The organism is Paenibacillus chitinolyticus NBRC 15660, assembly GCF_000739915.1.
GTDB lineage: Bacteria > Bacillota > Bacilli > Paenibacillales > NBRC-103111 > Paenibacillus_F > Paenibacillus_F chitinolyticus.
In genome coordinates this window covers 483,567-510,475 of sequence record NZ_BBJT01000003.1, presented here as the reverse complement: position 1 = coordinate 510,475, position 26,909 = coordinate 483,567, and the positions used below count along the sequence as shown (strand labels likewise).

Below are 26,909 nucleotides of genomic sequence, written 5' to 3'. Positions count from 1 at the left end.
ACAGCCTTATCCGCTGAAAGTTTCGTCGGAGGTTTAGAATGACTCAATACACACCCATGATCCAACAGTATCTGGCAATCAAGGCTCAGGTGCCGGATGCTTTTTTGTTTTTCCGTTTGGGAGATTTCTATGAATTGTTTTTCGAAGACGCCATCAACGCTTCCCGCGAGCTGGAGATAACCTTGACGGGGCGCGGCGGCGGTACGGAAGAACGGATCCCCATGTGCGGGGTTCCCTATCATTCCGCGGACAATTATATTTCCCGTCTCATAGAGAAAGGCTACAAGGCCGCCATCTGCGAACAGGTCGAAGACCCTTCCGTAGCCAAAGGCGTCGTCCGCCGGGAAATCGTCCGGATCGTGACGCCGGGCACCGTGATGGACGGCAAAACGCTCGGAGACGCGAGCAACAATTACATAGCGGCCGTCGCTCAGGTCGGCGGCCGGTACGGCTTCAGCGCCTGCGACGTGTCCACCGGAGAATTGTATGCAACCTCCCTGTCGGACTCGCTCCAAATGCTGATTGACGAGCTGAACGCGTACGCTCCGGCAGAGATTATCGGGGACGGGCCGCTTCTTGACCGGGTCCGGGGCCAGATTCCGCTTACGGCGAAGTCGACGGTGTTTACGGCGTGGGAGCGGGCGGCGGACGACAAGCTCGCTCCGCAGTTCGGAGAAGAGGCGGCCGGGAAGCTGGACGCCTCCGCAAGACGTGTCGTTTCGCTTCTTCTTGCCTATTTGCATGAAACGCAGAAACAGAGCTTGACTCATATCAAAGAAATTCGCGCCTACTCGCCCCAGCAGTTTATGACGATGGACCCTTTCACCCGCCGCAATCTTGAGCTGGTGGAAACGGTCCGGGAGCGCAGCCGCAAGGGGTCGCTCCTGTGGCTGCTGGACGAAACGGTTACCGCCATGGGCGCCCGCATGCTGCGCCGCTGGATCGAGAAACCGCTGATGCAGGCCGATGCGATCCGCAGCCGGCACGACGCGGTGGAGACGCTGTACAAACAGTTTATATTGCGAGACGATCTGCGCACCGTTTTGAAAGAAGTGTACGATCTGGAGCGGCTCGTCGCCCGGATGGCTTACGGAAGCGCCAACGCCCGGGACATGATTGCGCTCCGGGTTTCGCTGGAGCAGGTGCCCCGTCTGAAGAATGTGTGCGCCGGCGCGGGCGCCCGGGTACTCGAGCGTCTCGTCGACGAAATGGATCCCTGCTCCGACATCTCGGAGATGATTCTGGGAGCCATCGAAGATGACCCGCCTGTGTCCGTACGCGACGGAGGCATGATCCGCGAAGGCTATCACGACTACCTGGATCAGCTCCGCGAAGCGAGCACCAACGGGAAGAAGTGGATCGCCGAGCTGGAAAGAAGCGAGCGCGAGGCGACCGGCATCAAGTCGCTCAAAGTCGGCTACAACAAAGTGTTCGGTTACTACATCGAGGTAACCAAAGCCAACGTGGGGTCCCTTCCCGAAGGGCGCTACGAACGCAAGCAGACACTCGCGAACGCAGAACGCTTCGTCACTCCGGAATTGAAGGAGAAAGAAGCGCTTATTCTCGAAGCGGAGGACAAACGCACCGATCTGGAGTACGAGCTGTTCGTTCAGCTTCGCGAACGGGTTTCCGCGCAGATCGGACGCCTCCAGAAGCTGGCCGAGGCAATAGCGGAGCTCGACGTGTACCAGTCGCTGGCTGCGGTGAGCGCGTCCAACCGGTTTATCCGGCCGGAGATCGGCGACGGTTACGACCTGCATATCGAAGAAGGCAGACATCCGGTCGTCGAGGCGGTGCTTGAAAGCGGGGCGTTCATCGAGAACGAGACGAAGCTTACCGCCGGCGACGGAAGCATGCTGCTGATTACCGGCCCCAACATGGCGGGTAAAAGCACGTATATGCGGCAGGTTGCCGTTATCTGCCTGATGGCGCAGATCGGCTGCTTCGTACCGGCAAGCAGCGCCAGGATTCCGATCATCGACCGCATTTTTACGCGGATCGGCGCTGCCGACGACTTGATCGGGGGCCAGAGCACATTCATGGTGGAGATGATGGACATCCAAGTCATGACGGAGAAGGCCACCGAGCGCAGTCTCGTCATTATCGACGAGCTCGGACGTGGAACCTCGACAGGGGAGGGCATGGCGATTGCCCAGGCGGTCATCGAGTTCCTCCATCACGAGATCGGGTGCAAAACGCTCGTCTCCACCCATTTTCACGAGCTGGCTCACTTGGAGGAAAGTCTTCCGCAGCTGCGGAACTATTGTATGGCCGTCAAAGAAAGCGGCCAGCAGGTTACGTTCCTGCGCAAGCTGATCCGGGGCGCGGCCAGTACGAGCTACGGCATCTACTGTGCCCAGATCGCGGGCCTGCCGGACGCTATTATATCCCGCTCGTACGAGCTTCTGCAGACTTTCGAGGCGCGTGCGGCAGCCGACGGGCCGGAACCGGGAGCCGGGTCATCCGGCGGGGCCGTTCTGACGGAGGAGCCTGCAGCCCGTACGTCCGCGAATGCGGCAGGGGCCGGGGAGGCGAACGCTCCTTACGGTGTGCCGGATGGAGCGCTGTCCCAGCGCTCCGCCGTAGAGCAGTTGAGTTTTTTCGAGGAGGCGAAGCCGGTCCGGGCACAGGCGCCTTCCGCCAAGCCGGACCCGCAGACGCAAGCGGTTATCGACGAGCTTAAAGCGCTGGATCTGCTAAACATAACACCGCTGCAGGCAATTAATGTCATTTACGAGCTGAAGAAAAAATTACAGGCCTGACAGCGGAAAATCGCTTTTTTCCAACTAAATGGTTCCAAAGAAGAATGACGCACGAAGCCGGGATTAAACGATACCTAGGGTCCGCCCTCCGTTTTCCTACGCATCGTATCTTAATAAAAGGGTGATTATGAATGGGTTTTCCCGGTATTCGTAAATTAAAAACGGCGGTAGCCGCCATAGTAGTGTTCGGTGCGGTAATCCCTGCTTCGGCATGGGCTCAGGAGAGTGCGCGGACAACGGATGAAGTAAGACAAGTACTCGGCCAATACCATGTAAGCGGGATTACGACCGATGAGCTTAAAGGTCTGAGCATTGCTGACATGCTGAAAAAAATTAACGCCAAGGACCCGTACACAACGTATTTCACTAAAGAACAGCTGGAGAAATTTACGGACAGCCTGGAAAATAATTATTACGGAATCGGCGCCCAGATGGGTTATGACGAGACCGGCGTATATGCGGACAAAATTTTCGAAGGGTCCCCTGCGGAAAAGGGCGGACTAAAAAAAGGCGATTACATTCTGAAAGTCGCCGGCGTTTCCACGCAAGGGAAGAACCTGAGCGAAGTGGTAAGCGGAGTTCTCGGTCCCGAAGGAACCAAAATCGAACTGACGGTCAAGCGGGACGGCAAAGAGCTGAACCTGACATTAACCCGGGCAAAAATACATTTGCCGAATGTGGAAGGCTATCTCATAACGCCAAGCACCGGTTACATTAAAATCGACAGCTTCTCAAGCGATGCCGATGAAATCTTCGACGCGACGTTTTCGGCCCTGCAAAAAATGGGCATGAAATCGCTGGTCATCGATTTGCGCGATAACCCGGGCGGTCTCGTGGAATCGGCGCAAAATATCGCCTCCAATTTCATCAAGGAAGGCGTCTTCGCCCATACGAAAAACCGTAACAACGAAGATACGCCTCTGCAAATCAAAGGCGGATCGACTCAGAACATTCCGGTCTTTATGCTGCTGAATGAAAATAGCGCCAGCGCTTCCGAAATGCTTGCCGGGGCCCTGAGAGACTATGGAGTTGCCGAAGTGATCGGCATGAAGAGCTACGGCAAGGGAAGCATGCAGAGCTTGCACAGTCTCAGCGACGAAAGCGCCGTGAAGGTGACCTTCGAAGAATATTTGACGCCCAAAATGAAGCCGGTCAACGGAATCGGCATTGCGCCCGACATTGAATCGGACGGCTATACGGCCCAGCTCATTACGGCCCTGCGCAAAGCGGGAACGAATTCCTTCGAGGTGCGGGTAACCAAGCATGACGTTACCGTCAATCAGGTGGAAGTGACGGAGCCGTACAGACCGATCCGCGAAGGAGGGAACGTTTTTGTCGCTTCCCGTACGCTGGCAGCCCTGATCGGCGCCGATATCAAGTGGAATCAGGCCGAACAGGCGGTTAACATAAGCACCGGTAAAGGAATCCACACATTCGCGATGTCGCCTGACACCCTTCTGCTCAAGAACGGGACGAGCTACATCAATCTGGATAAATTCGACGATATCTATCCGCAGCTGCACTGGGAAGATGCCGATAATCTTTTGCAGCTGGAGACGGAGAAGGAGTAGGTTAAGATGGGCAAAATTCGGCTTCTTGACGAGCATATCGCCAACCAAATCGCAGCTGGCGAAGTTGTAGAGCGTCCGGCATCGGTCGTAAAGGAACTGGTGGAGAACTCCATTGACGCCGGAAGCAGCCGCATCGATGTCGTGGCGGAAGAAGGCGGATTGCAGCTTATCCGCGTAACCGATAACGGTTCGGGAATCGAGAGCGAGGATTGCGAATTGGCTTTCTACCGCCATGCGACGAGCAAAATACAGTCGGGCAAAGATCTTTTTTCCATCCGCACATTGGGATTTCGCGGCGAGGCGCTTCCGAGTATCGCGGCTGTCTCCAAGACGGAATTCGTGACGTCGACGGACGGCAGCGGTCTCGGGCGCAAGCTTGCCGTGGAAGGCGGGGACGTCGTTACGCAGGAAGAAACGTCCGCCCGTAAAGGGACGGATATTTCGGTCAAAGAGCTGTTTTACAACACTCCTGCCCGGCTGAAATATATGAAAACCATCCAGACGGAGCTTGGTCATATTTCCGACTATATGTACCGGCTCGCGCTGGCACATCCGGAAATCGCTTTTACATTGAAACATAACGGCAACAGTCTGCTCCAAACTCTCGGCGGAGGCGACCTGCTTCAAGTTATCGCGGGCGTGTACGGGTCGGCTGTCGGCAAGCAGATGATCGCGGTCGGAGGAGAGAGCCTGGATTACAAAATTTCCGGCTACATCTCCCGTCCCGAGCTGAACCGCGCGAACCGCAGCGCCATGTCTATTATGGTAAACGGCCGGTACGTGCGGAGCTTTGCCGTTCAGCATGCCATTATGAACGGATTCCATACGCTTCTTCCGATCAACCGTTTTCCGGTGGTTGTTTTGCATATCGAGATGGACCCTTCTCTTGTGGATGTGAACGTGCATCCGTCCAAGCTTGAAGTCCGTTTCAGCAAAGAGCCGGAACTGGTAAAAATGATCGAGGACATGATCAAAGAAGCTTTGGGGCGTCAGGTCTTGATTCCGAAAGGCGTTCAGGCTTCCGCCCGGATCAAGGAATCGTTCGTTCAAGAGACGATGACGCTGTACCGGCCGGAAGCGGATCCCTTGCTGAAGCAGGGAATTACGCCGGCACAGTGGAGAGAACAGCTGTCTGTCCCTGAGGACGGACAAGCCCCGGCTTCCGCGGACAACCGCGAAGGAGCCGGGGAAGGGCGTGACACCGCCCAAGAGGCGGACGAGCGCCGGCGCAGCCTGGCTTCGCTCGACTCGCTTGCTCCGCCGGAAAGCGGGGCCGGATCGGCAGGCTCCGCGGCAGAGGCCCTCGCACCGGACGGCGACGGCAGGCGAGAGCAACAGCCCCTTGCCGCCGGCGGAGCCGCGGGCTTGTCCGGGCGGGGCGCGGCGGACGACCGGCGCACAGGCTCCGCCTCGGACGCGGCAGTCCCGGACGGCGTGCCCGCGCCTGCCGCGCAGGAAGCTGCGGCTTCCCGCCTGCGCGAGCCGCAATCCCGGCCGGCCGCAGCGGAGCCCTACGGCGCTCCGTACGGCTCCGGAGCTTACGGCAGCCAGCCGCGGAGCGGAGCCGCCGCCGGCGCGGGGGGCCGTACCGGCCGCGCACCGGCGCCGGACGACCGGCCATACTCCCGCGAAGCGGCGGGGAGCCTGCTTGCCGCGCTGCCGACGCGCAGCGACAAGGAAGCGCTCAAGCGGCCGGATTTTCCGTCGCTTTCGCCGATCGGCCAGCTGCACGGCACGTATTTGCTCGCCCAGAACGAAGCGGGCTTTTATATGATCGACCAGCATGCCGCCCACGAGCGGATCAATTACGAATATTACTACACCAAGTTCGGAGAGCCGCAGGAAGCCAGCCAGGAACTCCTTGTTCCGATCCCGCTGGAGTTTACTTCGGCGGACTTTCAAGCCCTCCGGGACAAGCTGCCGCTTTTGGAGCAGGTAGGCGTTTATCTGGAAGCTTTTGGGGGTAATACGTACCTGGTGAGAGCCTATCCGCACTGGTTTCCGGCAGGAGACGAGCAGGCGATCGTAGAGGAAATGTGCGAATGGATTTTAACGGAGCGTAAAGGGGTGGACCTATCCAAGCTGCGGGAAAAATCGTCCACTCTATGTTCCTGCAAAGCTTCGATCAAAGCCAACCAGAGTCTGAGTACCGCGGAAATGGAAGCGCTGCTTGACCGCTTGGGCGGATGCGGCAATCCTTACACGTGTCCTCACGGCAGACCGATCGTCATTTCGTTTTCGACCTACGAGCTGGAGAAAATGTTCAAACGCGTCATGTAAAAGTTGGCATCCGTCCGCTTGGTTGAAGCGGCAAATGCCCTGATACGGCGTGCTTTTCCGGCCTGTGCCCGATTCGAAAGGATACGAACACGCGTTTTGACGTGCGGAAAGACTTTGTGATATGGTGTACATGTCCTTTGGCGGAACGGGCGACCGTCCCGTCATCGGACTTAAAACTCGCTAACGGATAATGAGGGAATGTTGTGCTTGTAACCACATCGTACGACCCAGCCTCCGAAGACGTGGACAAAGCGATCGCCGCAGCCCGGACGCTGGGCGGCCGCTTTGTACCGCGAAAACGGCTGACGCTTTCCGGATTGCGTTCGCGTTTCGGAGAAAACGAAATCCTTCTGATTACGAAGGAAGGCTTAAAATATGACTTCGGCGGTCCTCACGCGCTCTTTTTCCATCCGAGCATGGCCCTGGTCCGCTATAAACGGCTTCGGCAGGGTTCTTCCGATCCGCTTCTTGAGTTATCGGGAGCAGGCCGCGGCGATGCCGTTGTAGACTGCACGGCCGGACTCGCTTCCGATTCGATCCTTTTTTCCTTCGCAGTGGGGGAAGAAGGTTCCGTAACGGCTTGGGAGCACGGCCGGGTGCTGGCCTATTTGCTCGAGCAGGGCCTGGGCTCCTACCGGACGGGAGAAGCCGAATTCGACGCCGCCATGAAGCGCGTTGCCATCCGCCAGGGAGATCATCTTGACGGGCTGCGCGCCATGGAGGACAACAGCTGCGACATCGTGTATTTCGATCCGATGTTCCGGGCGCCTATCCAGGAGTCTTCGGGTTTGTCGCCTCTGCGCAGTGCGGCGGACGACCGTCCTCTGGAAGCGGCCGCCGTGGAAGAAGCCCGGCGTGTCGCCCGGCGCTGCGTCATCCTCAAGGAAGGCCGGCAAAGCGGAGAATTCGAGCGGCTCGGTTTCCGGGAGACCGTCCCTACGGGCAGCAAGCTGGCATACGGGGTGATCCGATGCTGAACAGCCAAGGCGCCAAACCGAAGCTGCTTGTTCTGATCGGTCCCACTGCGGTCGGCAAAACAAAGCTGAGCCTTGAAATAGCGGAGCGGTGGAACTGCGAGATCCTTTCCGGGGATTCCATGCAGGTCTACAGAGGGATGGATATCGGGACCGCGAAAGCGACGCCCGAAGAGAGGGCCGCAATCCCTCATCATATGATCGATATTCACGATCCGGGTTACCCTTACTCCGTCGCCGAGTTTCAGCAGCGCGTCAGGCAGCTTGTGCCTGAGATTACGGAGCGGGGGAAGCTTCCTTTTCTCGTCGGCGGGACGGGACTTTACGTGGAATCCGTCTGCTACGAGTATCAGTTTCTGGAAGCCGGGGCGGACGAAGAATTCCGCCACGAGAAGAATCGGTTCGCGGAGGAGCATGGAGATGAAGCTCTCCACCGGACGCTTGCCGAGGTGGACCCGGATTCCGCGCTTAAGCTGCATCCCAACGACCGGCGGCGCGTCATCCGCGCGCTGGAAGTGTATCATCTGACGGGTAAACCGTTATCGGCCCATAACGCCGCCCAGAAAAAAGAATCCCCTTACGAACTATGTATAGTCGGGCTGACCATGGATCGTCAGCTGCTGTACGGGCGCATCGAAGAGAGAATCGACATCATGATGGCCGAAGGGCTGGTTGATGAAGTGAAAAGTCTGCTCGAAAGCGGAGTGCCCCGCCAATCGGTTGCGATGCAGGGCCTCGGCTACAAGGAAATGGTCTCTTACCTGGACGGGGAGATCTCCTTGGAAAGAGCGGTCGAACTCTTGAAACGGGACACGAGACACTTTGCCAAAAGGCAGCTTTCCTGGTTCCGCCATATGAAGGATATCCAGTGGATAGACGTCACGGATACCGCAAACTTTTCTGGGCATCTCGAACATTTCCATGCTATAATAACAGGAAAGTTTGTACACGATAACGAATATAATGCATAAGCAAACGCTTGCTTTTAGACTTGGCTTAGTTTGATTATGTTAAGGGGGACCTTCTGATGAAACAATCGATCAATATTCAGGACAATTTTCTGAACCAGCTCCGTAAAGAAAGCATTCCCGTTACCGTTTACTTAACCAACGGGTTTCAAATCAGAGGGTTGATCCGCGCTTTTGACAACTTTACGATCATTATCGACAGCGACGGCAGACAGCAAATGGTGTACAAGCACGCCATCTCCACGTTTACGCCTCAGCGTTCCGTATCTTTGATGCCGGCGCCTGAGCAGTCCGCTGCCGAATAAACGATCGGCAACTTTTTGTTTACCTGCTTCGTCTAAACTAAAGAACCGTCCGGAACAACCTTATTTTATAGGGTTGTTCTTTTACTAGTGTGACACTTTTGCAAGGCAGCCAGCCCCAGAGAGAGCCATGCACAGAAAGAGAGGGAGCGTTGATGGCAGCAAGCAGTAAAACGCCTTCGAAAGGCAAGAAACCGAAAAAAAAGGGGAGTGCGGCGAAGGTTATATTGGGTGTGATTATTGCCGCCCTTCTCGCGCTCATATGCGCGATGAGTATTTATTTAGTCGTTTATTTGAATGGTCTTAAAATTCTTACCGCGAACATAGACAAATTGGACGATGCCCTGGGAGCATCGGTTATTTATGATGCCGACAAACAGGAAATCGCCAAGGTCATCAAGGAGAACCGCGAGAACGTCAAGTTCGACCAGTTTCCGAAGCAGCTTGTGGATGCTTTCGTGGCGACGGAAGACCGCCGCTTTTTCGAACATGCGGGGGTTGATTTCTGGTCGCTCGGCCGTGCGGTCGTCAAGGACGTTATCGCCCGGAGCGCAGTCGAGGGGGGCAGCACGATTACCCAGCAGCTCGCGAAGAACGTATTCCTGAACTCGGATAAAACGTTCTTCCGCAAAGGGACCGAGATGTCCATTGCACTAGCTATCGACAACAAGTACACCAAGAATGAAATTTTGGAGAAATATCTCAACCGGATTTATTTCGGCAGCCAGGCTTACGGGGTAAAAGCGGCGGCGAAACGATATTTCGGCGTGATCGAACTGAAGGACCTGCAACTGTGGCAAATCGCTACATTGGCCGGTCTTCCGAAAGCACCTTCGAAGTACTCGCCGATCTCGGATCCCGAGGCGTCCAAAGACCGCAGAGCCGTCGTTCTCAAACTTATGGCGGATCAGGGGTTGATCACCGAAGAGGAACGCGCCCAGGCGGCGGCCGTCGATTACGATCCGAAAACTCAGACACCGGTTGCGCAAAGCAACCTGTTCCCGAGCTTCCGTGACTACGTCATTAAAGAAGCTTACGATTTATACGGGGTTACGGATGAGCAGATCTCGAACGGCGGGTATAAAATTTATACGACGCTGAACAGCACGGCTCAGAAGGCAATGGATAAGGCGTACACGAACGCGAAGCTGTTCCAGCCGGACGGACCGGAGCAGCCGATGCAGAGTTCGATGGTCATTATCGATAACGCCAGCGGCGGGATCGTCGCGATGACAGGCGGCCGGGACTATAAATCGGGAACGTGGAACCGTGCGTATAAGCCGCGGCAGCCGGGCTCCTCGTTTAAACCGCTGGTTGTTTACGCCCCGGCGATCGAGAAGAAGGGCTACCTGCCTACATCCATGCTGGACGACACCAAGCAGGAATTCGGCAAATACGCCCCGAGAAACTATGACGGGCAGTATCTGGGTCAAGTCGATATGACCTATGCGATCAAGAAATCCAAAAATATTCCGGCCGTTTGGACGTTAAGCAAAATCGGCATCAACACCGGTAAAGATTTTGCCAAGCAGCTCGGCATAACGTTCGACGAAAACGACAATAACCTGGCCATGGCCCTGGGCGGTATGACCAAAGGCGAGTCTCCGCTGCAGATGGCGCAAGCTTATGCGGCCTTTGCGAACAACGGCGTTTATAATCAGGGACACGCGATCTTGAAAATCGAGAAAAGCGACGGAACCATAATCGATTATAAAGCCGAGCCTAAGAAAGTGATGAGCGAGAAAACATCCTGGTATATGACTCAAATGATGAAGGAAGTCGTAACCAGCGGCGGAACGGGTGTAAGAGCGGATTTCGGTCGTCCTCTCGCCGGTAAAACAGGTTCGACCCAGCTCGATTTGAAGGGGCTTGAATCCCACTACCGCGATATCTGGTTCGTCGGTTATACGCCTCAGTGGACCGGAGCCGTCTGGGCCGGTTTCGACAAGACGGATTCGAAGCACTATATCCGCAAAAATTATTCGGACCGTGCCAACATGGTCTTTAGCGCCGTCATGGCCGAAGCGATGAAGGGCATTCCTGTAAAAGATTTCGAGCGTCCGAGTGGGGGCAAACAAATCGAGCAGGAGAAGCCTCCGGTCCAAGAGAAGAAGAGCGTGACGGACTTGAGAGCAGGCTGGCAAAACAGCGGCGTGCGCTTGAGCTGGACGGCTCCCGAAGGAACAAGCGCCTACCAGGTCTTCCGCAAAGGACCGGGGGAGACAGACTTCAGCCAGCTTACGCCTTCCAACTCAACGGAGTACATGGACCAAACCGTCCAGCCCGGCGGCACTTACGAGTACTATGTCGTTCCGGCCAACGGAGACGCCGCAGGGGTTCAATCCAACGTTGCGTCCGTTAACGTTCCGGGAACGGAGCCGACTCCGACGCCTCCCAATCCGGATGACAACAACGGAGAAAACGGCAATGGAAACAACAACGGAAACGGGAATGGCAACGGAACTAACAACGGCAATAACAACGGCAATAACAACGGAAATGGAAATGGACATAACAACGGAAACGGAAACGGAAACGGCAACCCAGGTAAAGATAAAGACAAGGATAAAGACAAGGATAAAGAGAAGAACCCGGGCAATACGGGCGGCGGCACAGGAAACGGCGGCAGTACCGGAGGCACTGCTTCTCCGACACCGACCCCAACTCCGTCTGAACCGGCAGGATCGGGAACCACAGGTTCCAGAGACGGTGAGCTGCAGCCAAATAACGGCTAGCACGTTCATTCAACATCCCTTACTTAACAGGTGAGGGATGTTTTTTTTATGAGCTGAAAACAGCTGTAAATTATTTCAATTCCCCTCTTGTATTTCTTATTAATCCCAGTATAATACTAGGTATAAGATGTTGAAGGAGCTGATGGTCATGCGAACCCCCTCTGTACAAGAATGGTCCCGTAAATGGGTAGATGATCATCTGGATCTGTATAATTACGCCGGCTCCCTTGGAGATACGGAGTGGCAGCAAGCGATAATAGAATTGCTCAAGTTCAGGGACAACTACGTTCAGCAGGAAATTCGGGCGAGGTTGAGACAAGATCTTTGGAAAATGTATGATTCGATTAATTTGAAAATGCTGGAGCTGTTCGAACAGCTGAGGCAGAGCAAGGACAACACTCAGATTGAAACGATCCGGGAGCAGGTATGGGTTCTTAAATCGCAGAGGATTGAAATATCGAAGAAAATATTAGCGGTCAAGTAAGATGGGGATGTTTTGAAGTTCATTCGGTTTCTTACGCCGTAGAGTCTTAAAAAGCAAAAAAAAAAGACATGCGGTCGTCCGCTCTGCCGGGATGATGATCCTACTCATTGTGGGATGAATAGGAGATTCAGTTAGAAAGTCCGGATTACATAGACATTTGTTTCATCTCGCTCATCATCTTCATCATCATCGTCATTTTCTCGTCGCACTCTTGCATTTTGCCCATCATCATGTCCATATCCATGTTCATTTCAGACATCATGTTCATCTGCATCATGCTGTCCATCATGGATTTCATGGTGTTCATTTTGCACATCATTTCATCCATACACATGGTCATCATCATTTGCATGCACATTTTTTCCATTTTAGTCGCCTCCTTTCACTATCAAATTTTTACTACTCTAGTAAGATACCCCATTTACCAATAAAAGACAACCTATATCGGACAATTCGACAGAAATATTTCTGTCTTTTTTTGGATTTTAACACAATTGTCAAGATATCCGGACCCGGATAGCAAAAAACTGACGAGAGAATGTCTCTGCGTCAGTTTTTATCGTTAAACCGCTGGCGTTATCGGCTCAGCCATTAACGACGGTGCCTCCGTTGACGTGAAGAATTTGCCCCGACATGTAGGAAGAGTCGTCCGAAGCAAGGAAGACGTAGCTCGGAGCGAGCTCCTCGGGCTGCCCGGCTCTTTTCATAGGTGCATCCGAACCGAAAGCCGCTACCTTGTCCTCCGTAAAGGTGGACGGAATAAGCGGTGTCCAGATCGGTCCCGGAGCTACGCCGTTTACGCGGATCCCTTTTTCGATAATGGATTGGGAGAGCGCGCGGGTAAAGGAAACGATAGCCCCTTTGGTGGACGAGTAGTCGATCAGCGTCGGGTTTCCTTTATAAGCGGTGATGGAAGCCGTGTTGATTACGGCGCTTCCTCTTTTTAAATGAGGGAGAGCGGCCTTCGTAAGGAAGAACATCGAGAATATGTTGGTCCGGAACGTTTTTTCGAGCTGTTCCGCCGTAATATCTTCAAGGCTGTTCTGCGGATGCTGCTCCGCCGCGTTGTTGACGAGAATGTCGAGTTTGCCGAACTCGCTGACAGTCTGGTCGATCACCTTTTTACAGAAGGGTTCGTCTCCGAGGTCGCCGGGAATCAGAAGGCATTTGCGGCCCTCCCGCTCTACAAGGGAATTGGTTTTCTCCGCATCCGAATGTTCGCTTAAGTAAACGATGGCCACGTCCGCCCCTTCTTGGGCGTATGCCACGGCAACCGCACGCCCGATTCCGCTGCACCCCCGGTAATGAGCGCGACCTTGCCTTTAAGCTTGCCGGCCGGCCTGTAGTTGCTGTCCTCGAATTGCGGCTGAGGAGTCATTTGCGTCTCGATACCGGGTTGATTGTTCTGGTGCTGCGGCGGGAATGTCTGCTTCTGCTCATTGTTCGTCGTCATGAAAACCGTCTCCTTTCTGTTCTAGCTTCCCTTTGCACGGAAAAAAATCATGTTTGCTGCATAACCCTGTAATGGTACCTGAATTCGGGTTTGAATCCTGCGCTTTCATACAAATGAAGAGCGGCCGCGTTGTCCTGTAGCACCTGCAAAAAAACGGACCGTGCCCCGTTATCGGCGCACCAGGCAGCCAAATGAGCCAGCAGCGCTTTCGCGAAGCCGTGTCCCCGGCGGTCTTCCCGGACAATGATGTTGGACCAAATCGCCCGGCCGCCGGAGGCATGGGCCGTACCCAGTGCGACAGTCTCGCCATCCCGCGACAGCAGGCGGACGAATGCCTTCGGAGCGGGCATGCGTTCCAGCAGACCTTCGTAGAAGGAGCGTGCTTCCACGGCATGACCCTCCAGCAGCATGTAATCTTCCATCCATGCCGAGTCCGGGGACGCAAGCAGCTCGGCGCTGACGTCGGTCCGGTCTTGATGCGGGCGCAGCCTCGCGTTCAGTTCCGCTGCCGGAGCGATCATACCGAAGCAGGGGACCGTTACAATGCCGCCCCTGTCTTCCAGCATGAGATCCAGCTCCGGCGGCGACGAATTGCTGATATGAAACACGGCCGGCTGGCCGCGGTCACGATAGAAGCGGCATATCCGCTCATACCAGTCGGGCTCGGCCGGAAAGTCTCCGACGGCAAGCACACTGTTCGCGCGCTTCGTAAACCCTCCCGAGGCTCTCAGAAGCCAATGGCCAAGCGCTTCGCTTTCCTCCGGAGGCCACTGGTCCGCCGCCCATTTTTCCAAAGCAAGCCAATCCATCTTCGTGTTCATCGGGTCATCTCCTTGACCTAACTCGTCTTTACCACACAAGGGAAACAGTTAAACGAGCCGGCATCTTATAAACATGCATAGTTATGTATAAAAATACATCGTTCTTCATTTTTATTCAAGCATTTTCATGATCAGCTCCGCTAATGGCTTGAAAATATCTTTTTCGACAAAAATGATTTAAAATAAAAGAAAAACGCTGTGGAGGTCCCTATGCTGTTTATCGATAATCAATCCATTACAAAACCGCAAATCAATTTGGCGATAGAGGAATATGCACTCAAAAATTTGCCTGCAGACGAAACCTATCTGCTTTTTTACATAAACGAGCCTTCGATTATTATAGGAAAAAATCAGAACACGGTTGAGGAAATCAACACGGAGTATGTGGAACAGAACGGGATTCACGTCGTCAGACGTTTGTCGGGAGGCGGGGCCGTTTATCACGATCACGGAAATCTGAATTTCAGCTTCATTACCAAGGATGACGGTGAATCGTTCCATAACTTCCGTAAATTCACGGAGCCCGTTGTACAAGCCCTGCGCAAGCTGGGGGTGGATGCCGAGCTGAGCGGACGCAACGATATTCAGGTGGGAGAACGCAAAATTTCGGGCAACGCCATGTTCGCGACGAAAGGGCGCTTGTTCAGCCACGGAACGCTGCTTTTTCAGTCCGACATCGAGCATGTCGTTTCGGCCCTGCGGGTCAAAGCGGACAAAATTCAATCCAAAGGGATCAAATCCATCCGCAGCCGTGTCGCCAACATTGCGGAATTCCTTAATAAGCCCATGACGATCGAAGAATTCAGACAAGAGCTTCTGGAAACTATTTTCGGCATGAGCGCATCGGAAGTGCCTCAGTATGTTTTAACGGAGAAGGACTGGAAGGCGATCCACGAGCTTTCCGCGGAGCGCTACGGCAATTGGGATTGGAATTACGGCAAATCGCCGAAAAGCGAGCTCGTCAATTCCAAGCGTTTTCCGGTGGGAACGATTGATGTACGCATGAATCTGGAGGAAGGCCGCATCGGTAAAATGAAAATTTACGGCGATTTCTTCGGGGTCAAAGATGTCGAGGAAATCGAACGCCTGCTTACCGGTGTGAAGTACGATACCCAGTCGCTGGAACAGGCACTCGAGGGGACGGATATTACCGCCTATTTCGGCGCAGTCGGCAAGGAAGAATTTATCGGGCTGCTGACTTTGAAAGGAGAGGAGGCGTAATGCCTCGTCTCTCCCGCAAATCATCGCCTCCGGCGGCATGTCCCCAGTGCAGCGGCAAGAAGTATATTTCGTTTAACTGGGCCCGGTTCCAGCACGGCCACGATGCCGAGTCGAAGCAGGTGCAGCGGGCGCTCAAGATCGAGAGACAGCTGAAGCACGGCTGGGAATACGCGTGTGAGAATTGCGGCAGCAGGTGGTACCTCGGCAGGGACGGTATTATGATGTCGTATATTCACCCTTCCAAAGCCGGTCTGGTGGAGCATTGGAATGCGGGTACCTACGAGGTATCCGATGAGATTTGGGACGAGCTGGGGAAAATCGGGGCCACGGCTCAAGGCAGCATTGCCGGCGGCCGGACTTCCGCGGAAGTTCCCTGCCGGGTGACGACCGTGCGCGGCGAAACGTTCGACATGGCGTACGTCAGCTTTCAAAGCCGGCCCCCGATCGATTTATGGCAGGACGGCCGCCGTATCCGTTTTTGCGACGAGGTCGCAAGCGTGGAGCCGTCTCCTTATACGCTTTCGGCCGATGTCCGGCTGGCCACGTCCCGGGCGCAGGAGATCCGGATGGGCTACGCGCCTACTGCGGTTCAGGCGCCTGACGGCCATCTTTTCCAGTTGAACTGGGCGAACGATTTTTTTGCCTCGGGACCCTATAAGGGTGAAGATCTGAGGCTTACCGACTTGGCCGGGGATTGGGATCAGGCGGACATGGCAGGCGTGCCTTCGGAGTATATCCTCTACTTTGTCGCGGATTGGCGTGCCGATCTGGATTCACTTTATTTGGACGCGGCAGTCGGCCGTGCTTCGGAGCAAATTTCCGCGGCGCTGGAGGAAGACGGTGACACTTCGGCAGAGGATGAATCCGGAGAGTTGGAGCAAGCTGGAGGCACGGAAAATCGTGAATAGTGACTTCCGTTAAGTCGGTGAACATCTAGTGCGTGCCTGTTTTTGAAGTGAATAGATAGAGCAAAGAGGGGCGGAAGATCCCCTCTTTTTTTATGGTTAAACCGACAATAGTCCGGTTTTTTTATGAAGCTTTTGCGGTAAGGAAAATGAAAGGTTAAACCCGGTTTCACCCGTATAAGGGTTTCTAAAAATCAATGGAGTATTCTACAGGTTTCGGGGCTTTGGAAGAAACCGTTTCAACAATCCCCCGGTCATAGTGAACCTCTCTTACATAAATGGATTTGTAATATTGTTTATAAATATCGGTCTGGCGCACCTGTGTGGAAGAGGTATCGTACTGGACAGCTCCATAATAATCACGATGAAAAGGCACGGTTTCCGGTGCCGTGTACACCTTGGAAGGGGGCCATACATAGCTGAGTTCCCCCGAAGCGTTTCCGATTACGGCCAGCCTTACAAGTTTGACGATACCGCTGTTGTAGACTCCGCTAATTTGCAGAGAAGCGCTTATTCGCCTGGGTTCGGTTAGGGTATGACTGCTGCCGCGAGCGGTGGACACTAGAAAAATGTCATTTTCTCTCGGGCTGGATGTCAAGCTCGTCATGCTCGTTCCCCCGTTGGAATAGACGGAGTGATCATAAACTTCGGAAATTTGTTCCGCCGGCGCGAGAGCAGCTTTACTTTGCAGGGCAGGGCTCTTCTGTTTACGCTTTGGATCCGTATACCGGACGGCCGCATCTGTGATTCCCCGGTGCTCGGAAAGAATGCTGAACGTGCTGAACCGGATACCGCTCGCGGCATCCGTATACTCGGATTCTATAGCTGCTCCATAAACCGCTGTGGCAGGGGAGACTGCCGGAACAGCTGCGGCAAGCAATGCCGAAACCAATTTCTTCACGGACTCACTTCCTTTAAAAATGAAGATACAAGGCGACCTTAACATATGTACCAGAATATGGCAATGTCCGGTTGGTTCGGGAGCCCGGCACCCGAGCCGCAGCCTCCCTTAAAATACGCGTCCGTTCCGCCGCCAAGTTTGTTGCATGACCCCGTTCCTTCCCTGCATATAATTACGAAAGAGGTGAGGAGAATGGACGCAACTTCAAGACGAATAACGGTCAGAAGCAATTCACAGATCAATATTGTGTTCAACAGTCAAGAGGCTGCGCCACTTATACAGGAACCGGAAAGCACGACTTTGGACATCCAATCCGAAACGTTCAACGAAACGCTTAAGGAACTGAACACGATGATCGGCCTGCAGGAAGTGAAAGATCTTATTTATCAAATGTACGCTACGCTGCATATCAACAAGTTAAGAAGCGCAGCCGGACTTAAAGATAATTCGCAGGTTTACCATATGATTTTTAAAGGCAATCCGGGGACGGGAAAAACGACCGTGGCAAGAATACTGGCCAAGTTGTTTAAAAGCCTGGGTGTTCTGAGCAAAGGTCATCTGATCGAGGTGGAGCGTGCCGATCTCGTCGGAGAATATATCGGGCATACAGCCATCAAAACGAGGGATTTGATCAAAAAAGCGCTCGGGGGCATCCTTTTTATCGATGAAGCCTACAGTCTGGCAAGAGGCGGGGAGAAGGATTTCGGCAAAGAGGCGATCGATTGTCTCGTGAAGAGCCTGGAGGATCACAAAAATGATTTTATTTTGATTCTCGCCGGGTATCCCGACGAAATCGATTATTTTTTATCGACGAATCCGGGGCTGCCTTCGCGTTTTCCGATTCAGGTTGATTTTACGGATTACAATGTGGATCAGCTTATTCAAATCGCGGAATTGATGATGAGCGAGCGTGATTACACGATGCGCCTCGAATCGGTCAATAAACTGAGGGACATCATTATGATGGAGAAAGAAACGAGCCTTAATTTCAATAATGCGCGGTTCGTGCGCAATGTGATTGAGAAATCGATAAGAAATCAGGCGGTCCGGTTATTAAGCCGGTACAAAAAGCCGTCCAAGCAGGACCTGATGGAGATCCTGCCTCAAGATGTGGCGGCAACGGAAAATAAGCTTAAAATGGAGTACGGCGTTTCTTGACCCGACTAAATGGGGACTGTACGGCTAAAGCAGCGCCATAGGCAGGCATGAAAACCGCCGACTAGAGCTCGGAGCACGGTTTGCCCGGCATAGGGCGAAAAAACTTATCTGCAAAAGATAAGTTTTTTTATTTGCAAGCTGCTTGTGCTTTTCCGACTTAAATGCGCTTAACGGCTGCGGGAAAAGACCCCGTATAAGCGATGAAAGGATAAGACCTCGCCGGAGGCAAAAGAAATTGGTGAATACCTTTGTAAAAAAGGTAATAATGAGAGATAATGATGCTTTAGATCCCTTAACGAGCCTATAATTTCCACCGATATGGCGATACATATACCCAAAAGGAGACACTGCATGAAACAAACAGGTCATGAAGTCAGAACCGGAATGAAAGACCGCGCTATTCTCGTAAGCCTGGTTACGGATAATATGAAGAAACACGAAGAACTCGTGGCTTACTCTCTCCAGGAGCTGATCCAGCTCGCGGAAACGGCCGGCGTCGAAGTGCTGGAAACGTTGACGCAGAACCGGGAAAGAGCCGATACGAAATGGTTTATCGGCAAAGGCAAGGTCGAAGAGCTGAAAGCGCTGATCGATGAGCATGAGGCGACGACGGCGATCTTCGACCAGGAACTGTCGGGCGCGCAGGTCCGCAACCTGGAGGAAGCGCTGGACGTCAAAATTATCGACCGGACGCAGCTCATCCTCGATATTTTTGCCGGGCGCGCCCGCACCCGCGAAGGGATCGTACAGGTGGAGCTGGCGCAGCTGAGCTACCTGCTTCCGCGGCTTTCAGGGCACGGCAAGAACTTGTCCCGTCTCGGCGGGGGCATCGGGACAAGAGGTCCCGGCGAGTCCAAGCTGGAGACGGACCGCCGTCACATCCGCGGCCGCATCGGCGAGCTGAAGGCGCATCTTCAGGAGATGGTCCGCCACCGCACGCTGCACCGCGAACGCCGGCGCAAAACCGGTGTCTACCAGGTGGCGCTTGTGGGGTACACGAACTCGGGCAAATCGACGCTGCTGCGTCAATTGACGAACGCGGACGTGTACGTGCAGAACGAGCTGTTCGCCACGCTCGATCCGACTTCCCGCATGCTGGAGCTTCCGAGCGGCAAGGAAGTCGTGCTGACCGATACGGTCGGATTTATCCAGAATCTGCCCCACGATGTCGTAGCGGCATTCCGGGCCACCCTGGAAGAAGCGTGCGAAGCCGATTTTCTGCTTCACGTCGTGGACAGCTCCAGCCCGATGCGCGAGGAGCAGATGCGGGTGGTGAATGAAGTGCTCGGCGATCTGGGAGCGAGCGGCAAGCCTCAGGCGGTGCTTTTTAACAAGATCGACTTATGCACGGAGCAAGAGCTTCAACTGCTGACGACGAACCTGCCGCACTTGCGGATCTCCGCCTATGAGGAGAAAGACCAGGAAAGAGTAAAACTCCTGATTCAAGAAACGCTGATGGGAGACAGCCGCACGTTCCGCATTCCTGCGGATAAGGGAGATATCATCGCTCTTGTGTACCGGGTAGGCGACGTGGCGGAAAGCGGGGCGGAGGAAGACGTACTGACGTTCCGGGTGAACATTAATAAGGATGATTACGATAAAGTGCAGTACCTGCTTTCTCCTTACGAAGTCAAGGAAGAGAAGGACAAGCAGGACACGCAGGGAGAATAAGGGAGAGGGAACGGACGATATGCAATTCGATTCAGACATCATGGCCATTATGGAAAAGGCGGAGGAGGGCGTTCAACCACGCTTCCGTGAGATTGAACGGACGATCGACCACAACCAGTGGAAGGTGGTCGCCGCTTTTCAAAACCAGGGCATAAGCGATTATCATTTCGCTTCTTCTACGGGTTACGGCTACAACGACAGAGGCCGCGAGCTGCTTGATCTCGTGTACGCGGAAGTGTTCGGCGCGGAGGCCGCGCTCGTACGTCCTCATTTCGTATCGGGGACCCATACGATCGGCACGGCGCTCTTCGGCGTATTACGGCCGGGGGACGAGCTGGTTTACATTACGGGCAAGCCTTACGATACGCTGCATAAAGTAATCGGGAAGCCGGGAGACGGCACCGGTTCTCTCCAGGACTTCGGGATCGGCTACCGGGAGGTACCGCTTCTGGGTGACGGCTCCCTCGACGAAGCCGGTATCCGTGCGGCGATTACGCCGAAAACGAAAGTCATCGGCATCCAGCGTTCGAGGGGATACGACTGGCGCGCGTCGTTTACCGTTGCGGCCATCGGGGAGATGGTGAAGCTTGTGAAAAGCATCCGTTCGGACTTGATCGTATTCGTCGACAACTGTTACGGCGAATTTACCGAACGGCTGGAGCCGAATGAGGTCGGAGCCGACCTCATCGCCGGGTCTTTGATCAAGAACCCGGGAGGCGGGCTTGCGGCTTCGGGCGGGTATATCGCCGGACGCAAAGAGCTTGTCGAGCTGGCGGCCTACCGGCTGACGGCGCCGGGAATCGGCGGCGAAGTGGGGGCCATGCTGGGAACGACCCGCTCGCTGTATCAGGGGCTGTTCCTGGCCCCCCATCTCGTCGGACAAGCCGTGAAGGGTTCGGTGGTCGCCGCGGCCGTTTTCGAACAGCTCGGCTTCAAAACCCGGCCGAGACCGGAAGATCCCCGCACGGATCTGATTCAGGCGATCGAGTTCACGAGCGCCGAGCATCTGATCACGTTCGTGCAGGGGGTTCAGCGGGCATCGGCGGTAGACGCGCATGTGACGCCGGAGCCGTGGGATATGCCGGGGTACGAACACCCCGTCATTATGGCGGCAGGCACCTTCATCCAAGGGGGAAGCCTGGAATTGTCCGCCGACGCGCCGATCCGGGAGCCGTATATCGCCTACATGCAGGGCGGGTTGACCTATTCCCACTGTAAACTGGGCGTGTTGACGGCTTTACAGCATATGAAGGAGCGGGGTTTGCTATAAATGTCATGTGAGGTTCGGGCAAAAGGTTGAGGATAATCCGCGAAAAGCGGAAAAGAAACGGACATTTCGGCTTTTTATGGGGCCGAAATGTCCGTTTCATTTTCTCTTGTAAATTAATCTAACATAACTTGACATGTTTCCGTACTTTCCTTTACAATAAGAGCAGAACTTAACGTTCAGGAGTGAATCGATCATGAGTGATGATATCCGCAGAAATATGGCTCTTTTTCCAATCGGTATTGTGATGAAACTGACCGATTTGACTGCCAGACAAATTCGTTACTATGAGCAGCACGAACTCGTGATCCCGGCAAGAACCTCCGGCAACCAGCGGTTGTATTCGTTCAACGATGTGGAGAGATTGCTTGAGATCAAGGATCTGATTGAGAAAGGCGTTAACATTGCGGGCATTAAACAAGTGCTGCTGCCAATCTCCAAAGACTCCGAGGAAGCTACCGTTATTACCGAACAAACCGAAGTGAAACGCAAAGAACTGACAGACACCCAGCTGCACAAAATGTTGAAGCAGCAGCTGCTCGGCGGGGGCAAGCGTCCGGGTCAGGTATCGCTGATTCAAGGTGAGTTATCCCGATTTTTTCCAAAATAAAAAGCAATGGGGTAAGAGGAGGAGAAGTTTATGACAGTTTCTTACACGAAAGAGGATATTCTAAGAATCGCCAAAGAAGAGAACGTCCGTTTTATCCGTCTTCAATTCACCGATCTCCTTGGCACGATTAAAAACGTGGAAATCCCGGTCAGTCAGCTTCAAAAAGCGCTTGATAACAAAATGATGTTCGACGGTTCGTCCATCGAAGGTTACGTGCGTATCGAGGAATCCGATATGTATCTGTACCCGGATCTGAATACGTGGGTCATCTTCCCTTGGGTGACGGAAAGCAAAGTTGCCCGTCTGATCTGCGACGTTTATCTGCCTGACGGCACTCCTTTCCCTGGCGATCCGCGCGGAATTCTGAAACGTGCTCTGAAGGAAGCCGAGGAAATGGGTTACACGTCGATGAACGTAGGTCCCGAGCCGGAATTCTTCCTGTTCAAAACCGACGAGAAAGGCAACCCGACCCTCGAACTGAACGACCAAGGCGGATATTTTGACCTGGCTCCTACGGATCTTGGCGAGAACTGCCGTCGTGAAATCGTGCTTAAGCTTGAAGAAATGGGCTTCGAGATCGAGGCTTCCCACCACGAAGTGGCTCCGGGACAGCACGAAATCGACTTTAAATATGCGGATGCGGTTAAAGCTGCCGACCAGATCCAGACGTTTAAACTTGTCGTTAAAACGATCGCCAGACAGCATGGGCTGCACGCAACGTTCATGCCGAAGCCGCTCTTCGGCGTAAACGGTTCCGGTATGCACTGCAACCAGTCTTTGTTCAAAGGCGGAGAGAACGCATTCGTAGACGAGAAAGATCCGCTGGGTCTCAGCGCAGACGCTCGTCACTTCATGGCCGGTGTCCTGCAACATGCCCGTGCATTCGCAGCGATTACTAACCCGACCGTCAACTCTTACAAGCGTCTCGTGCCCGGTTACGAAGCACCTTGTTACGTAGCCTGGTCTGCAAGCAACCGCAGCCCGATGATCCGTATTCCGGCTTCCCGCGGCCTCAGCACGCGTGTTGAAGTTCGCAACCCGGATCCGGCGGCTAACCCGTACCTGGCTCTGGCGGTTCTGCTGAGAGCGGGTCTGGACGGCATCAAGAACAAAACTCAGCTGCCGCCTCCGACCGACCGCAACATCTATGTAATGACCGAAGAAGAGCGTATCGAGCAGGGAATCCCTAGCCTCCCGGGTAACCTTAGAGAAGCGCTTGACGAGCTGCTCAAAAGCGAAGTGATCGGCGACGCGCTGGGCGAACACGCGCTTGCGCATTTCGTGGAACTGAAAGAAATCGAATACGACATGTACCGCACTCAAGTTCACGCTTGGGAACGCGAGCAGTACATGACGCTTTACTAAGATAGCCGGGCCGGGTAAGGCTGATCGAAGGTTGGTATCCAAGATCATCATAAGATCAGCTCCCGGGCTGCCTCATAAAAAAAGAACCCGCAGAAAGCAATTTCTGCGGGTTCTTCTATGTTATTAGCGTAATAGGCAGCTGCATTGCCAAGGCCGGATTAATGGATGTTGCGGAACAGACCAATCACTTTGCCCAGAATCGTCACATTATTAAGCAAAAGAGGATCCATGGTGGAATTCTCGGGCTGCAGACGGATATGATCGCGTTCTTTGTAGAAACGCTTCACCGTCGCTTCGTCTTCATCGGTCATGGCGACGACGATGTCTCCGTTGTTCGCCGTTTGCTGCTGACGGACGATCACCATGTCCCCGTTGTGAATGCCGGCTTCGATCATGCTCTCGCCCACGACATTCAGCATAAAGACGTTATAATCGCTAACGAGGTGCATCGGAAGAGGGAAGTAGTCTTCAATGTTCTCGGTAGCCGTAATCGGCATACCTGCGGTTACTTTGCCGATGAGAGGGACTTGCGCGATGGAAAGCGCGAAATCGGAATCTCCGTCCGTAATCTCGATGGCTCTCGGTTTCGTCGGATCGCGGCGGATCAGTCCCTTCTTCTCCAGACGTTCGAGATGCCCGTGCACCGTCGAGCTGGATGCGAGACCTACGGCTTCCCCGATTTCTCTGACGGATGGCGGGTAGCCTTTATCTTTCACTTCATTCTTGATAAATTCAAGGATGGCCAGTTGGCGCTGCGAGACCTTGCCCATTACGTATCACTCCAGTATGTATAAATTACCTAGAGTATAGCACAGAACCGGAGTTCGTACAAACATAAGTTCGAAAAAATGCGTTGACACAAACATTCGTTCGTGTTAAATTCAAAACAGAACAAATGTTTGGGGGCGTTATTGATGAATGCATACTTTGCCAATCCGGAACTTTCCTTACATACAAGAAGCGGGGATCAGCCCGCAACTGACAAGGCTTCACCGCATACAACGGCGGCTAATAGAGCGAACGATCATCGGGAGAACAGCAGCCGTTTTACGTCGCGTGTTTCCGATTTCAAGAGCGAACAGGGTGCCCTTAAAGCGGGGGAGAGAACGAATGTTCGATATGCAAAAAAATCCAATCGCAATATCGTGCGCACGGCCGTAATCGCGATTGTGCTGCTGATCGCCTTCAGCTGCGGCATTATGGTTCAAGCGTTCGCGAGCGGCGAGAACAGCCCGGCCGACGGACAACGTCAGGCAGCGGTTCTTAACAAGCAGGAGAGCGCAGAGCCCTCCGTCATCGTACAAAGAGGGGACACGCTGTGGAGTATCGCTGCGGCTCAGGCTCCGGAAGGTTCCGATGTGCGGGCGTATATTTACAAACTGCGCAAGGTCAATCAGTTATCCGCGGGAGACGTCCTTAAAGCAGGCGATGTCATCAAACTGCCGTAAGTCTTTCTTCTATTAGAAGGTTGATCTGCAAGTATCTGCATGTCCTATCCGCAGGCCGTTAACGGACTCGAAATGAAAATACCGAATAATCGAAAGACATGTCCTGTCAGGATATGTCTTTTTATCGTTTATCGTGTCCGTTTAAGTCAGGCGGCTTCTTGACAATCCCCATAGCGAATGGCAAAGTATAAGATATTGAACGGCTGAATAGGAGGTTTACGTATGAGTGACACTTTTCAACTTAAAGTACAGCGCATTAACGAGTTGGCCCGGAAAGCAAAAAGCGTCGGATTATCGGAGGCTGAGCTTGAGGAGCGCAACGAACTGCGTAAAGAATATATTGCAGCTATGAAAACACAGCTAAGAGGTCAGCTGGATTCCATCCATTATACGGATGAACAATAAATCATCGGCCGCCTGAGGCAGTAAAGGGGATCTATAAGATGACGGTAAAAGCAATTTTGTTTGACTTGGACGACACTCTGCTGTGGGATGACCGGAGTGTGAAGGAGGCGTTTCAAGCTACCTGTGAGGAAGCGGCCCGCCATGCGGATGTGAATCCCGCGGAGTTGGAAGCTTCCGTGCGCAAGGAAGCACGCGCTTTGTATGAAGCTTACGAAACGTTTCCTTTCACCCAGCACATCGGAATCAACCCGTTTGAAGGGCTGTGGGCCAACTTTGTGGAAGGAAAGCAGGAAGAGTTCCGCAAGCTGCAGGCTCTGGCACCCGGTTACCGCAAGGAAGCGTGGATCCGCGGACTCGCTGCTCTTGGCGTTAACGATCCGGAGCTGGGAGCGCGGCTCGCCGAGCAGTTTCCCGCCGAACGGAGATCTCGTCCCATCGTTTACGAAGAGACGTTCGAAGTGCTCGCCGAGCTTAAGAAGTCTTACAAATTGCTCCTGCTGACAAACGGATCCCCCGATCTGCAGCGCGAAAAACTGGCGGGAGTCCCGGAGCTGGCTCCTTACTTCGATCACATCGTAATCTCCGGTGATTTCGGCGACGGTAAGCCGGCCGTCACGATTTTCAATCACGCCATGGAGCTTCTCGGTCTTCAAGCCGGGGAATGTGTAATGGTAGGCGACAAGCTGACGACCGATATTCTCGGGTCCTTCCGCTGCGGGATGAAGAACATGTGGATTAACCGGCACGGTATGCTCTTTAACGGAGAAGCCGAGCCAACGTTTGAAATCACCTCTCTTCGCGACATCCGGGGTATTCTGGAAGCGGAGCGGGAAGTTCAAATATCGGGATAAAAAAAACCCGCCGCTCGTATCTAAACGAGCGGCGGGTTTTTTTTGGATAAGTTAGATGAGTAAGCGCCGTTATCCGGCTTGAGGCGTCTTATGCTTTTTGAAAAGTCGGATCCTCGAACGGGTGGGCAATCCAGCCTTCGGTTTCGATAAAGAGGCGGACGGCAACGATTTGACGATTGTCCATCAGCGTAAAGAAGTGCGGCTTGTGTTCCGGTACGGAAATAACATCGCCCGCTTCCAGCTCTACGTTGAAATAACCGACATCATCGGAACCTTTGATGATAAAAATTCCTTTACCGGCCGTGATGGCACGGACTTCGTCCTCGGTGTGCGTATGCACTTGTTCGAATTTTTTAAGAAGCTCGTCCAGGTTCGGAGTCGCGTCGGAAAGTGCGATGATGTCCCATGTCTGGTAACCGCGGCGTTTGGCGAGATCGCGGATTTCCTCGTCGAAGGTGCTCAGAATTTGAGCTTTCTCCTCGTCGGACAAAATAAATTTCTCCTGAATGTCGGCAGGCAGCTTGGTCGGATTCCAATGCTCGTACAAAACTTCCTGGCGGTCCAGAAATGCCCGGACATTCTCCTCTCCGGAAATGCGTTCACCCGTGTTGCGAATATGAATTTCAGCCATTTCTCATCCCTCTTTCTTTCTCGGAAATAATAGCCGCCCGTAGGTCGGAATAGGTTTATACCTGATTATAGAGGATAAACCTCCGGCTGTCGATGATTCCCGGTAAAAAATACAACTTTTCCGATG

General features: G+C 53.8%; 23 protein-coding genes and 1 pseudogene. 18 read left to right on the top strand and 6 right to left on the bottom strand.

From position 1 onward, the window contains the following. Window positions 1–38 precede the first annotated feature (38 nt). The 8 genes from mutS (at window position 39) to PCH01S_RS07505 (ending at window position 12,076) form a co-directional block, all read left to right on the top strand. Entirely contained in the window at window positions 39–2,762 is a 2,724-nt protein-coding gene (gene mutS / locus PCH01S_RS07540; protein ID WP_042228141.1) for a DNA mismatch repair protein MutS, read from the top strand. A gap of 131 nt (window positions 2,763–2,893) precedes the next feature. Further along, complete coding sequence (locus tag PCH01S_RS07535; RefSeq protein ID WP_042228140.1) at window positions 2,894–4,333, top strand: S41 family peptidase; 1,440 nt, start codon at window positions 2,894–2,896, stop codon at window positions 4,331–4,333. A 6-nt stretch (window positions 4,334–4,339) separates the two neighbouring features. Further along, window positions 4,340–6,613, top strand: coding sequence for a DNA mismatch repair endonuclease MutL (mutL, locus tag PCH01S_RS07530; protein ID WP_042228138.1), 2,274 nt, complete (start codon window positions 4,340–4,342; stop codon window positions 6,611–6,613). Between the two features lie 203 nt (window positions 6,614–6,816). Beyond that, complete coding sequence (locus PCH01S_RS07525) at window positions 6,817–7,590, top strand: class I SAM-dependent methyltransferase (RefSeq protein WP_042228137.1); 774 nt, start codon at window positions 6,817–6,819, stop codon at window positions 7,588–7,590. Next, on the top strand, window positions 7,584–8,558 hold the full coding sequence (gene miaA / locus PCH01S_RS07520) for a tRNA (adenosine(37)-N6)-dimethylallyltransferase MiaA (protein WP_042228136.1): 975 nt from the start codon (window positions 7,584–7,586) through the stop codon (window positions 8,556–8,558). The genes PCH01S_RS07525 and miaA overlap by 7 nt, the downstream gene beginning before the upstream one ends. A 56-nt stretch (window positions 8,559–8,614) precedes the next feature. Further along, window positions 8,615–8,860, top strand: a complete 246-nt coding sequence (gene hfq, locus PCH01S_RS07515) for an RNA chaperone Hfq (protein WP_009674373.1) — start codon at window positions 8,615–8,617, stop codon at window positions 8,858–8,860. A 152-nt stretch (window positions 8,861–9,012) separates the two neighbouring features. Continuing rightward, window positions 9,013–11,592, top strand: coding sequence for a transglycosylase domain-containing protein (locus PCH01S_RS07510; RefSeq protein ID WP_042228133.1), 2,580 nt, complete (start codon window positions 9,013–9,015; stop codon window positions 11,590–11,592). A 148-nt stretch (window positions 11,593–11,740) separates the two neighbouring features. Further along, window positions 11,741–12,076 carry a hypothetical protein gene (locus PCH01S_RS07505; RefSeq protein WP_042228131.1) on the top strand — a complete coding sequence of 112 codons (336 nt, stop codon included), beginning with the start codon at window positions 11,741–11,743 and terminating at the stop codon, window positions 12,074–12,076. Window positions 12,077–12,221: 145 nt separating this feature from the next. Here PCH01S_RS07505 and PCH01S_RS07500 read toward each other — a convergent pair whose 3' ends face one another. The 3 genes and pseudogenes from PCH01S_RS07500 to PCH01S_RS07490 all read right to left on the bottom strand — a co-directional run bounded on the left by PCH01S_RS07500 (window position 12,222) and on the right by PCH01S_RS07490 (window position 14,350). After that, window positions 12,222–12,443, bottom strand: a complete 222-nt coding sequence (locus PCH01S_RS07500; protein WP_009674360.1) for a hypothetical protein — start codon at window positions 12,441–12,443, stop codon at window positions 12,222–12,224. Window positions 12,444–12,660: 217 nt separating this feature from the next. Continuing rightward, a pseudogene (locus tag PCH01S_RS07495) lies at window positions 12,661–13,529 on the bottom strand (SDR family oxidoreductase). Between the two features lie 47 nt (window positions 13,530–13,576). After that, the gene (locus PCH01S_RS07490; RefSeq protein ID WP_042228130.1) at window positions 13,577–14,350 is read right to left on the bottom strand and encodes a GNAT family N-acetyltransferase; all 774 of its coding nucleotides are present in this window, start codon (window positions 14,348–14,350) and stop codon (window positions 13,577–13,579) included. A 210-nt stretch (window positions 14,351–14,560) separates the two neighbouring features. Between PCH01S_RS07490 and PCH01S_RS07485 the strand changes: the two genes are divergently transcribed. Both PCH01S_RS07485 and PCH01S_RS07480 read left to right on the top strand, forming a co-directional pair. Beyond that, window positions 14,561–15,571, top strand: a complete 1,011-nt coding sequence (locus tag PCH01S_RS07485; protein ID WP_042228128.1) for a lipoate--protein ligase — start codon at window positions 14,561–14,563, stop codon at window positions 15,569–15,571. Further along, window positions 15,571–16,479 carry a hypothetical protein gene (locus PCH01S_RS07480; RefSeq protein ID WP_042228127.1) on the top strand — a complete coding sequence of 303 codons (909 nt, stop codon included), beginning with the start codon at window positions 15,571–15,573 and terminating at the stop codon, window positions 16,477–16,479. Before PCH01S_RS07485 ends, PCH01S_RS07480 begins: the two co-directional genes overlap by 1 nt. A gap of 184 nt (window positions 16,480–16,663) precedes the next feature. Here PCH01S_RS07480 and PCH01S_RS07475 read toward each other — a convergent pair whose 3' ends face one another. Beyond that, window positions 16,664–17,377 carry a hypothetical protein gene (locus PCH01S_RS07475; RefSeq protein WP_042228125.1) on the bottom strand — a complete coding sequence of 238 codons (714 nt, stop codon included), beginning with the start codon at window positions 17,375–17,377 and terminating at the stop codon, window positions 16,664–16,666. Between the two features lie 192 nt (window positions 17,378–17,569). Here PCH01S_RS07475 and PCH01S_RS07470 point away from each other — a divergent pair, with 192 nt between their 5' ends. The 5 genes from PCH01S_RS07470 (at window position 17,570) to glnA (ending at window position 23,448) form a co-directional block, all read left to right on the top strand. After that, window positions 17,570–18,535 (top strand): AAA family ATPase, encoded by a 966-nt coding sequence (locus tag PCH01S_RS07470; protein ID WP_042228124.1) that lies wholly within the window; start codon window positions 17,570–17,572, stop codon window positions 18,533–18,535. Between the two features lie 351 nt (window positions 18,536–18,886). Further along, complete coding sequence (hflX, locus tag PCH01S_RS07465) at window positions 18,887–20,206, top strand: GTPase HflX (RefSeq protein WP_042228123.1); 1,320 nt, start codon at window positions 18,887–18,889, stop codon at window positions 20,204–20,206. Between the two features lie 19 nt (window positions 20,207–20,225). Then, window positions 20,226–21,476 (top strand): methionine gamma-lyase family protein, encoded by a 1,251-nt coding sequence (locus tag PCH01S_RS07460; RefSeq protein ID WP_042228122.1) that lies wholly within the window; start codon window positions 20,226–20,228, stop codon window positions 21,474–21,476. A gap of 193 nt (window positions 21,477–21,669) precedes the next feature. Then, window positions 21,670–22,083: a MerR family transcriptional regulator gene (locus PCH01S_RS07455; RefSeq protein WP_009674344.1), complete on the top strand. Its 414-nt coding sequence runs from the start codon at window positions 21,670–21,672 to the stop codon at window positions 22,081–22,083. Between the two features lie 30 nt (window positions 22,084–22,113). Continuing rightward, window positions 22,114–23,448, top strand: a complete 1,335-nt coding sequence (gene glnA, locus PCH01S_RS07450) for a type I glutamate--ammonia ligase (protein WP_042228120.1) — start codon at window positions 22,114–22,116, stop codon at window positions 23,446–23,448. Window positions 23,449–23,606: 158 nt separating this feature from the next. Here glnA and lexA read toward each other — a convergent pair whose 3' ends face one another. Next, window positions 23,607–24,218 (bottom strand): transcriptional repressor LexA, encoded by a 612-nt coding sequence (gene lexA / locus PCH01S_RS07445; protein ID WP_042228118.1) that lies wholly within the window; start codon window positions 24,216–24,218, stop codon window positions 23,607–23,609. A gap of 144 nt (window positions 24,219–24,362) precedes the next feature. Here lexA and PCH01S_RS07440 point away from each other — a divergent pair, with 144 nt between their 5' ends. The 3 genes from PCH01S_RS07440 to PCH01S_RS07430 all read left to right on the top strand — a co-directional run bounded on the left by PCH01S_RS07440 (window position 24,363) and on the right by PCH01S_RS07430 (window position 26,152). After that, window positions 24,363–24,896, top strand: coding sequence for a LysM peptidoglycan-binding domain-containing protein (locus tag PCH01S_RS07440; protein ID WP_042228116.1), 534 nt, complete (start codon window positions 24,363–24,365; stop codon window positions 24,894–24,896). Window positions 24,897–25,118: 222 nt separating this feature from the next. Next, window positions 25,119–25,301 carry a DUF896 domain-containing protein gene (locus tag PCH01S_RS07435; protein WP_042228114.1) on the top strand — a complete coding sequence of 61 codons (183 nt, stop codon included), beginning with the start codon at window positions 25,119–25,121 and terminating at the stop codon, window positions 25,299–25,301. Between the two features lie 38 nt (window positions 25,302–25,339). Beyond that, the gene (locus PCH01S_RS07430) at window positions 25,340–26,152 is read left to right on the top strand and encodes an HAD family hydrolase (RefSeq protein WP_042228112.1); all 813 of its coding nucleotides are present in this window, start codon (window positions 25,340–25,342) and stop codon (window positions 26,150–26,152) included. An 88-nt stretch (window positions 26,153–26,240) separates the two neighbouring features. Here the strand turns inward: PCH01S_RS07430 and PCH01S_RS07425 are convergent, their stop codons facing one another. After that, window positions 26,241–26,783: a 1,2-dihydroxy-3-keto-5-methylthiopentene dioxygenase gene (locus PCH01S_RS07425; protein ID WP_042228111.1), complete on the bottom strand. Its 543-nt coding sequence runs from the start codon at window positions 26,781–26,783 to the stop codon at window positions 26,241–26,243. Window positions 26,784–26,909: the final 126 nt, after the last annotated feature.

Bases quoted from the DNA above. Each gene is read 5' to 3' on its own strand.
- mutS (WP_042228141.1), top strand. From the start codon at position 39: ATGACTCAATACACACCCATGATCCAACAGTATCTGGCAATCAAGGCT.
- PCH01S_RS07535 (WP_042228140.1), top strand. From the start codon at position 2,894: ATGGGTTTTCCCGGTATTCGTAAATTAAAAACGGCGGTAGCCGCCATA.
- mutL (WP_042228138.1), top strand. From the start codon at position 4,340: ATGGGCAAAATTCGGCTTCTTGACGAGCATATCGCCAACCAAATCGCA.
- miaA (WP_042228136.1), top strand. From the start codon at position 7,584: ATGCTGAACAGCCAAGGCGCCAAACCGAAGCTGCTTGTTCTGATCGGT.
- hfq (WP_009674373.1), top strand. From the start codon at position 8,615: ATGAAACAATCGATCAATATTCAGGACAATTTTCTGAACCAGCTCCGT.
- PCH01S_RS07510 (WP_042228133.1), top strand. From the start codon at position 9,013: ATGGCAGCAAGCAGTAAAACGCCTTCGAAAGGCAAGAAACCGAAAAAA.
- PCH01S_RS07505 (WP_042228131.1), top strand. From the start codon at position 11,741: ATGCGAACCCCCTCTGTACAAGAATGGTCCCGTAAATGGGTAGATGAT.
- PCH01S_RS07500 (WP_009674360.1), bottom strand. From the start codon at position 12,443: ATGGAAAAAATGTGCATGCAAATGATGATGACCATGTGTATGGATGAA.
- PCH01S_RS07490 (WP_042228130.1), bottom strand. From the start codon at position 14,350: ATGAACACGAAGATGGATTGGCTTGCTTTGGAAAAATGGGCGGCGGAC.
- PCH01S_RS07485 (WP_042228128.1), top strand. From the start codon at position 14,561: ATGCTGTTTATCGATAATCAATCCATTACAAAACCGCAAATCAATTTG.
- PCH01S_RS07480 (WP_042228127.1), top strand. From the start codon at position 15,571: ATGCCTCGTCTCTCCCGCAAATCATCGCCTCCGGCGGCATGTCCCCAG.
- PCH01S_RS07470 (WP_042228124.1), top strand. From the start codon at position 17,570: ATGGACGCAACTTCAAGACGAATAACGGTCAGAAGCAATTCACAGATC.
- hflX (WP_042228123.1), top strand. From the start codon at position 18,887: ATGAAACAAACAGGTCATGAAGTCAGAACCGGAATGAAAGACCGCGCT.
- PCH01S_RS07460 (WP_042228122.1), top strand. From the start codon at position 20,226: ATGCAATTCGATTCAGACATCATGGCCATTATGGAAAAGGCGGAGGAG.
- PCH01S_RS07455 (WP_009674344.1), top strand. From the start codon at position 21,670: ATGAGTGATGATATCCGCAGAAATATGGCTCTTTTTCCAATCGGTATT.
- glnA (WP_042228120.1), top strand. From the start codon at position 22,114: ATGACAGTTTCTTACACGAAAGAGGATATTCTAAGAATCGCCAAAGAA.
- lexA (WP_042228118.1), bottom strand. From the start codon at position 24,218: ATGGGCAAGGTCTCGCAGCGCCAACTGGCCATCCTTGAATTTATCAAG.
- PCH01S_RS07440 (WP_042228116.1), top strand. From the start codon at position 24,363: ATGAATGCATACTTTGCCAATCCGGAACTTTCCTTACATACAAGAAGC.
- PCH01S_RS07435 (WP_042228114.1), top strand. From the start codon at position 25,119: ATGAGTGACACTTTTCAACTTAAAGTACAGCGCATTAACGAGTTGGCC.
- PCH01S_RS07430 (WP_042228112.1), top strand. From the start codon at position 25,340: ATGACGGTAAAAGCAATTTTGTTTGACTTGGACGACACTCTGCTGTGG.
- PCH01S_RS07425 (WP_042228111.1), bottom strand. From the start codon at position 26,783: ATGGCTGAAATTCATATTCGCAACACGGGTGAACGCATTTCCGGAGAG.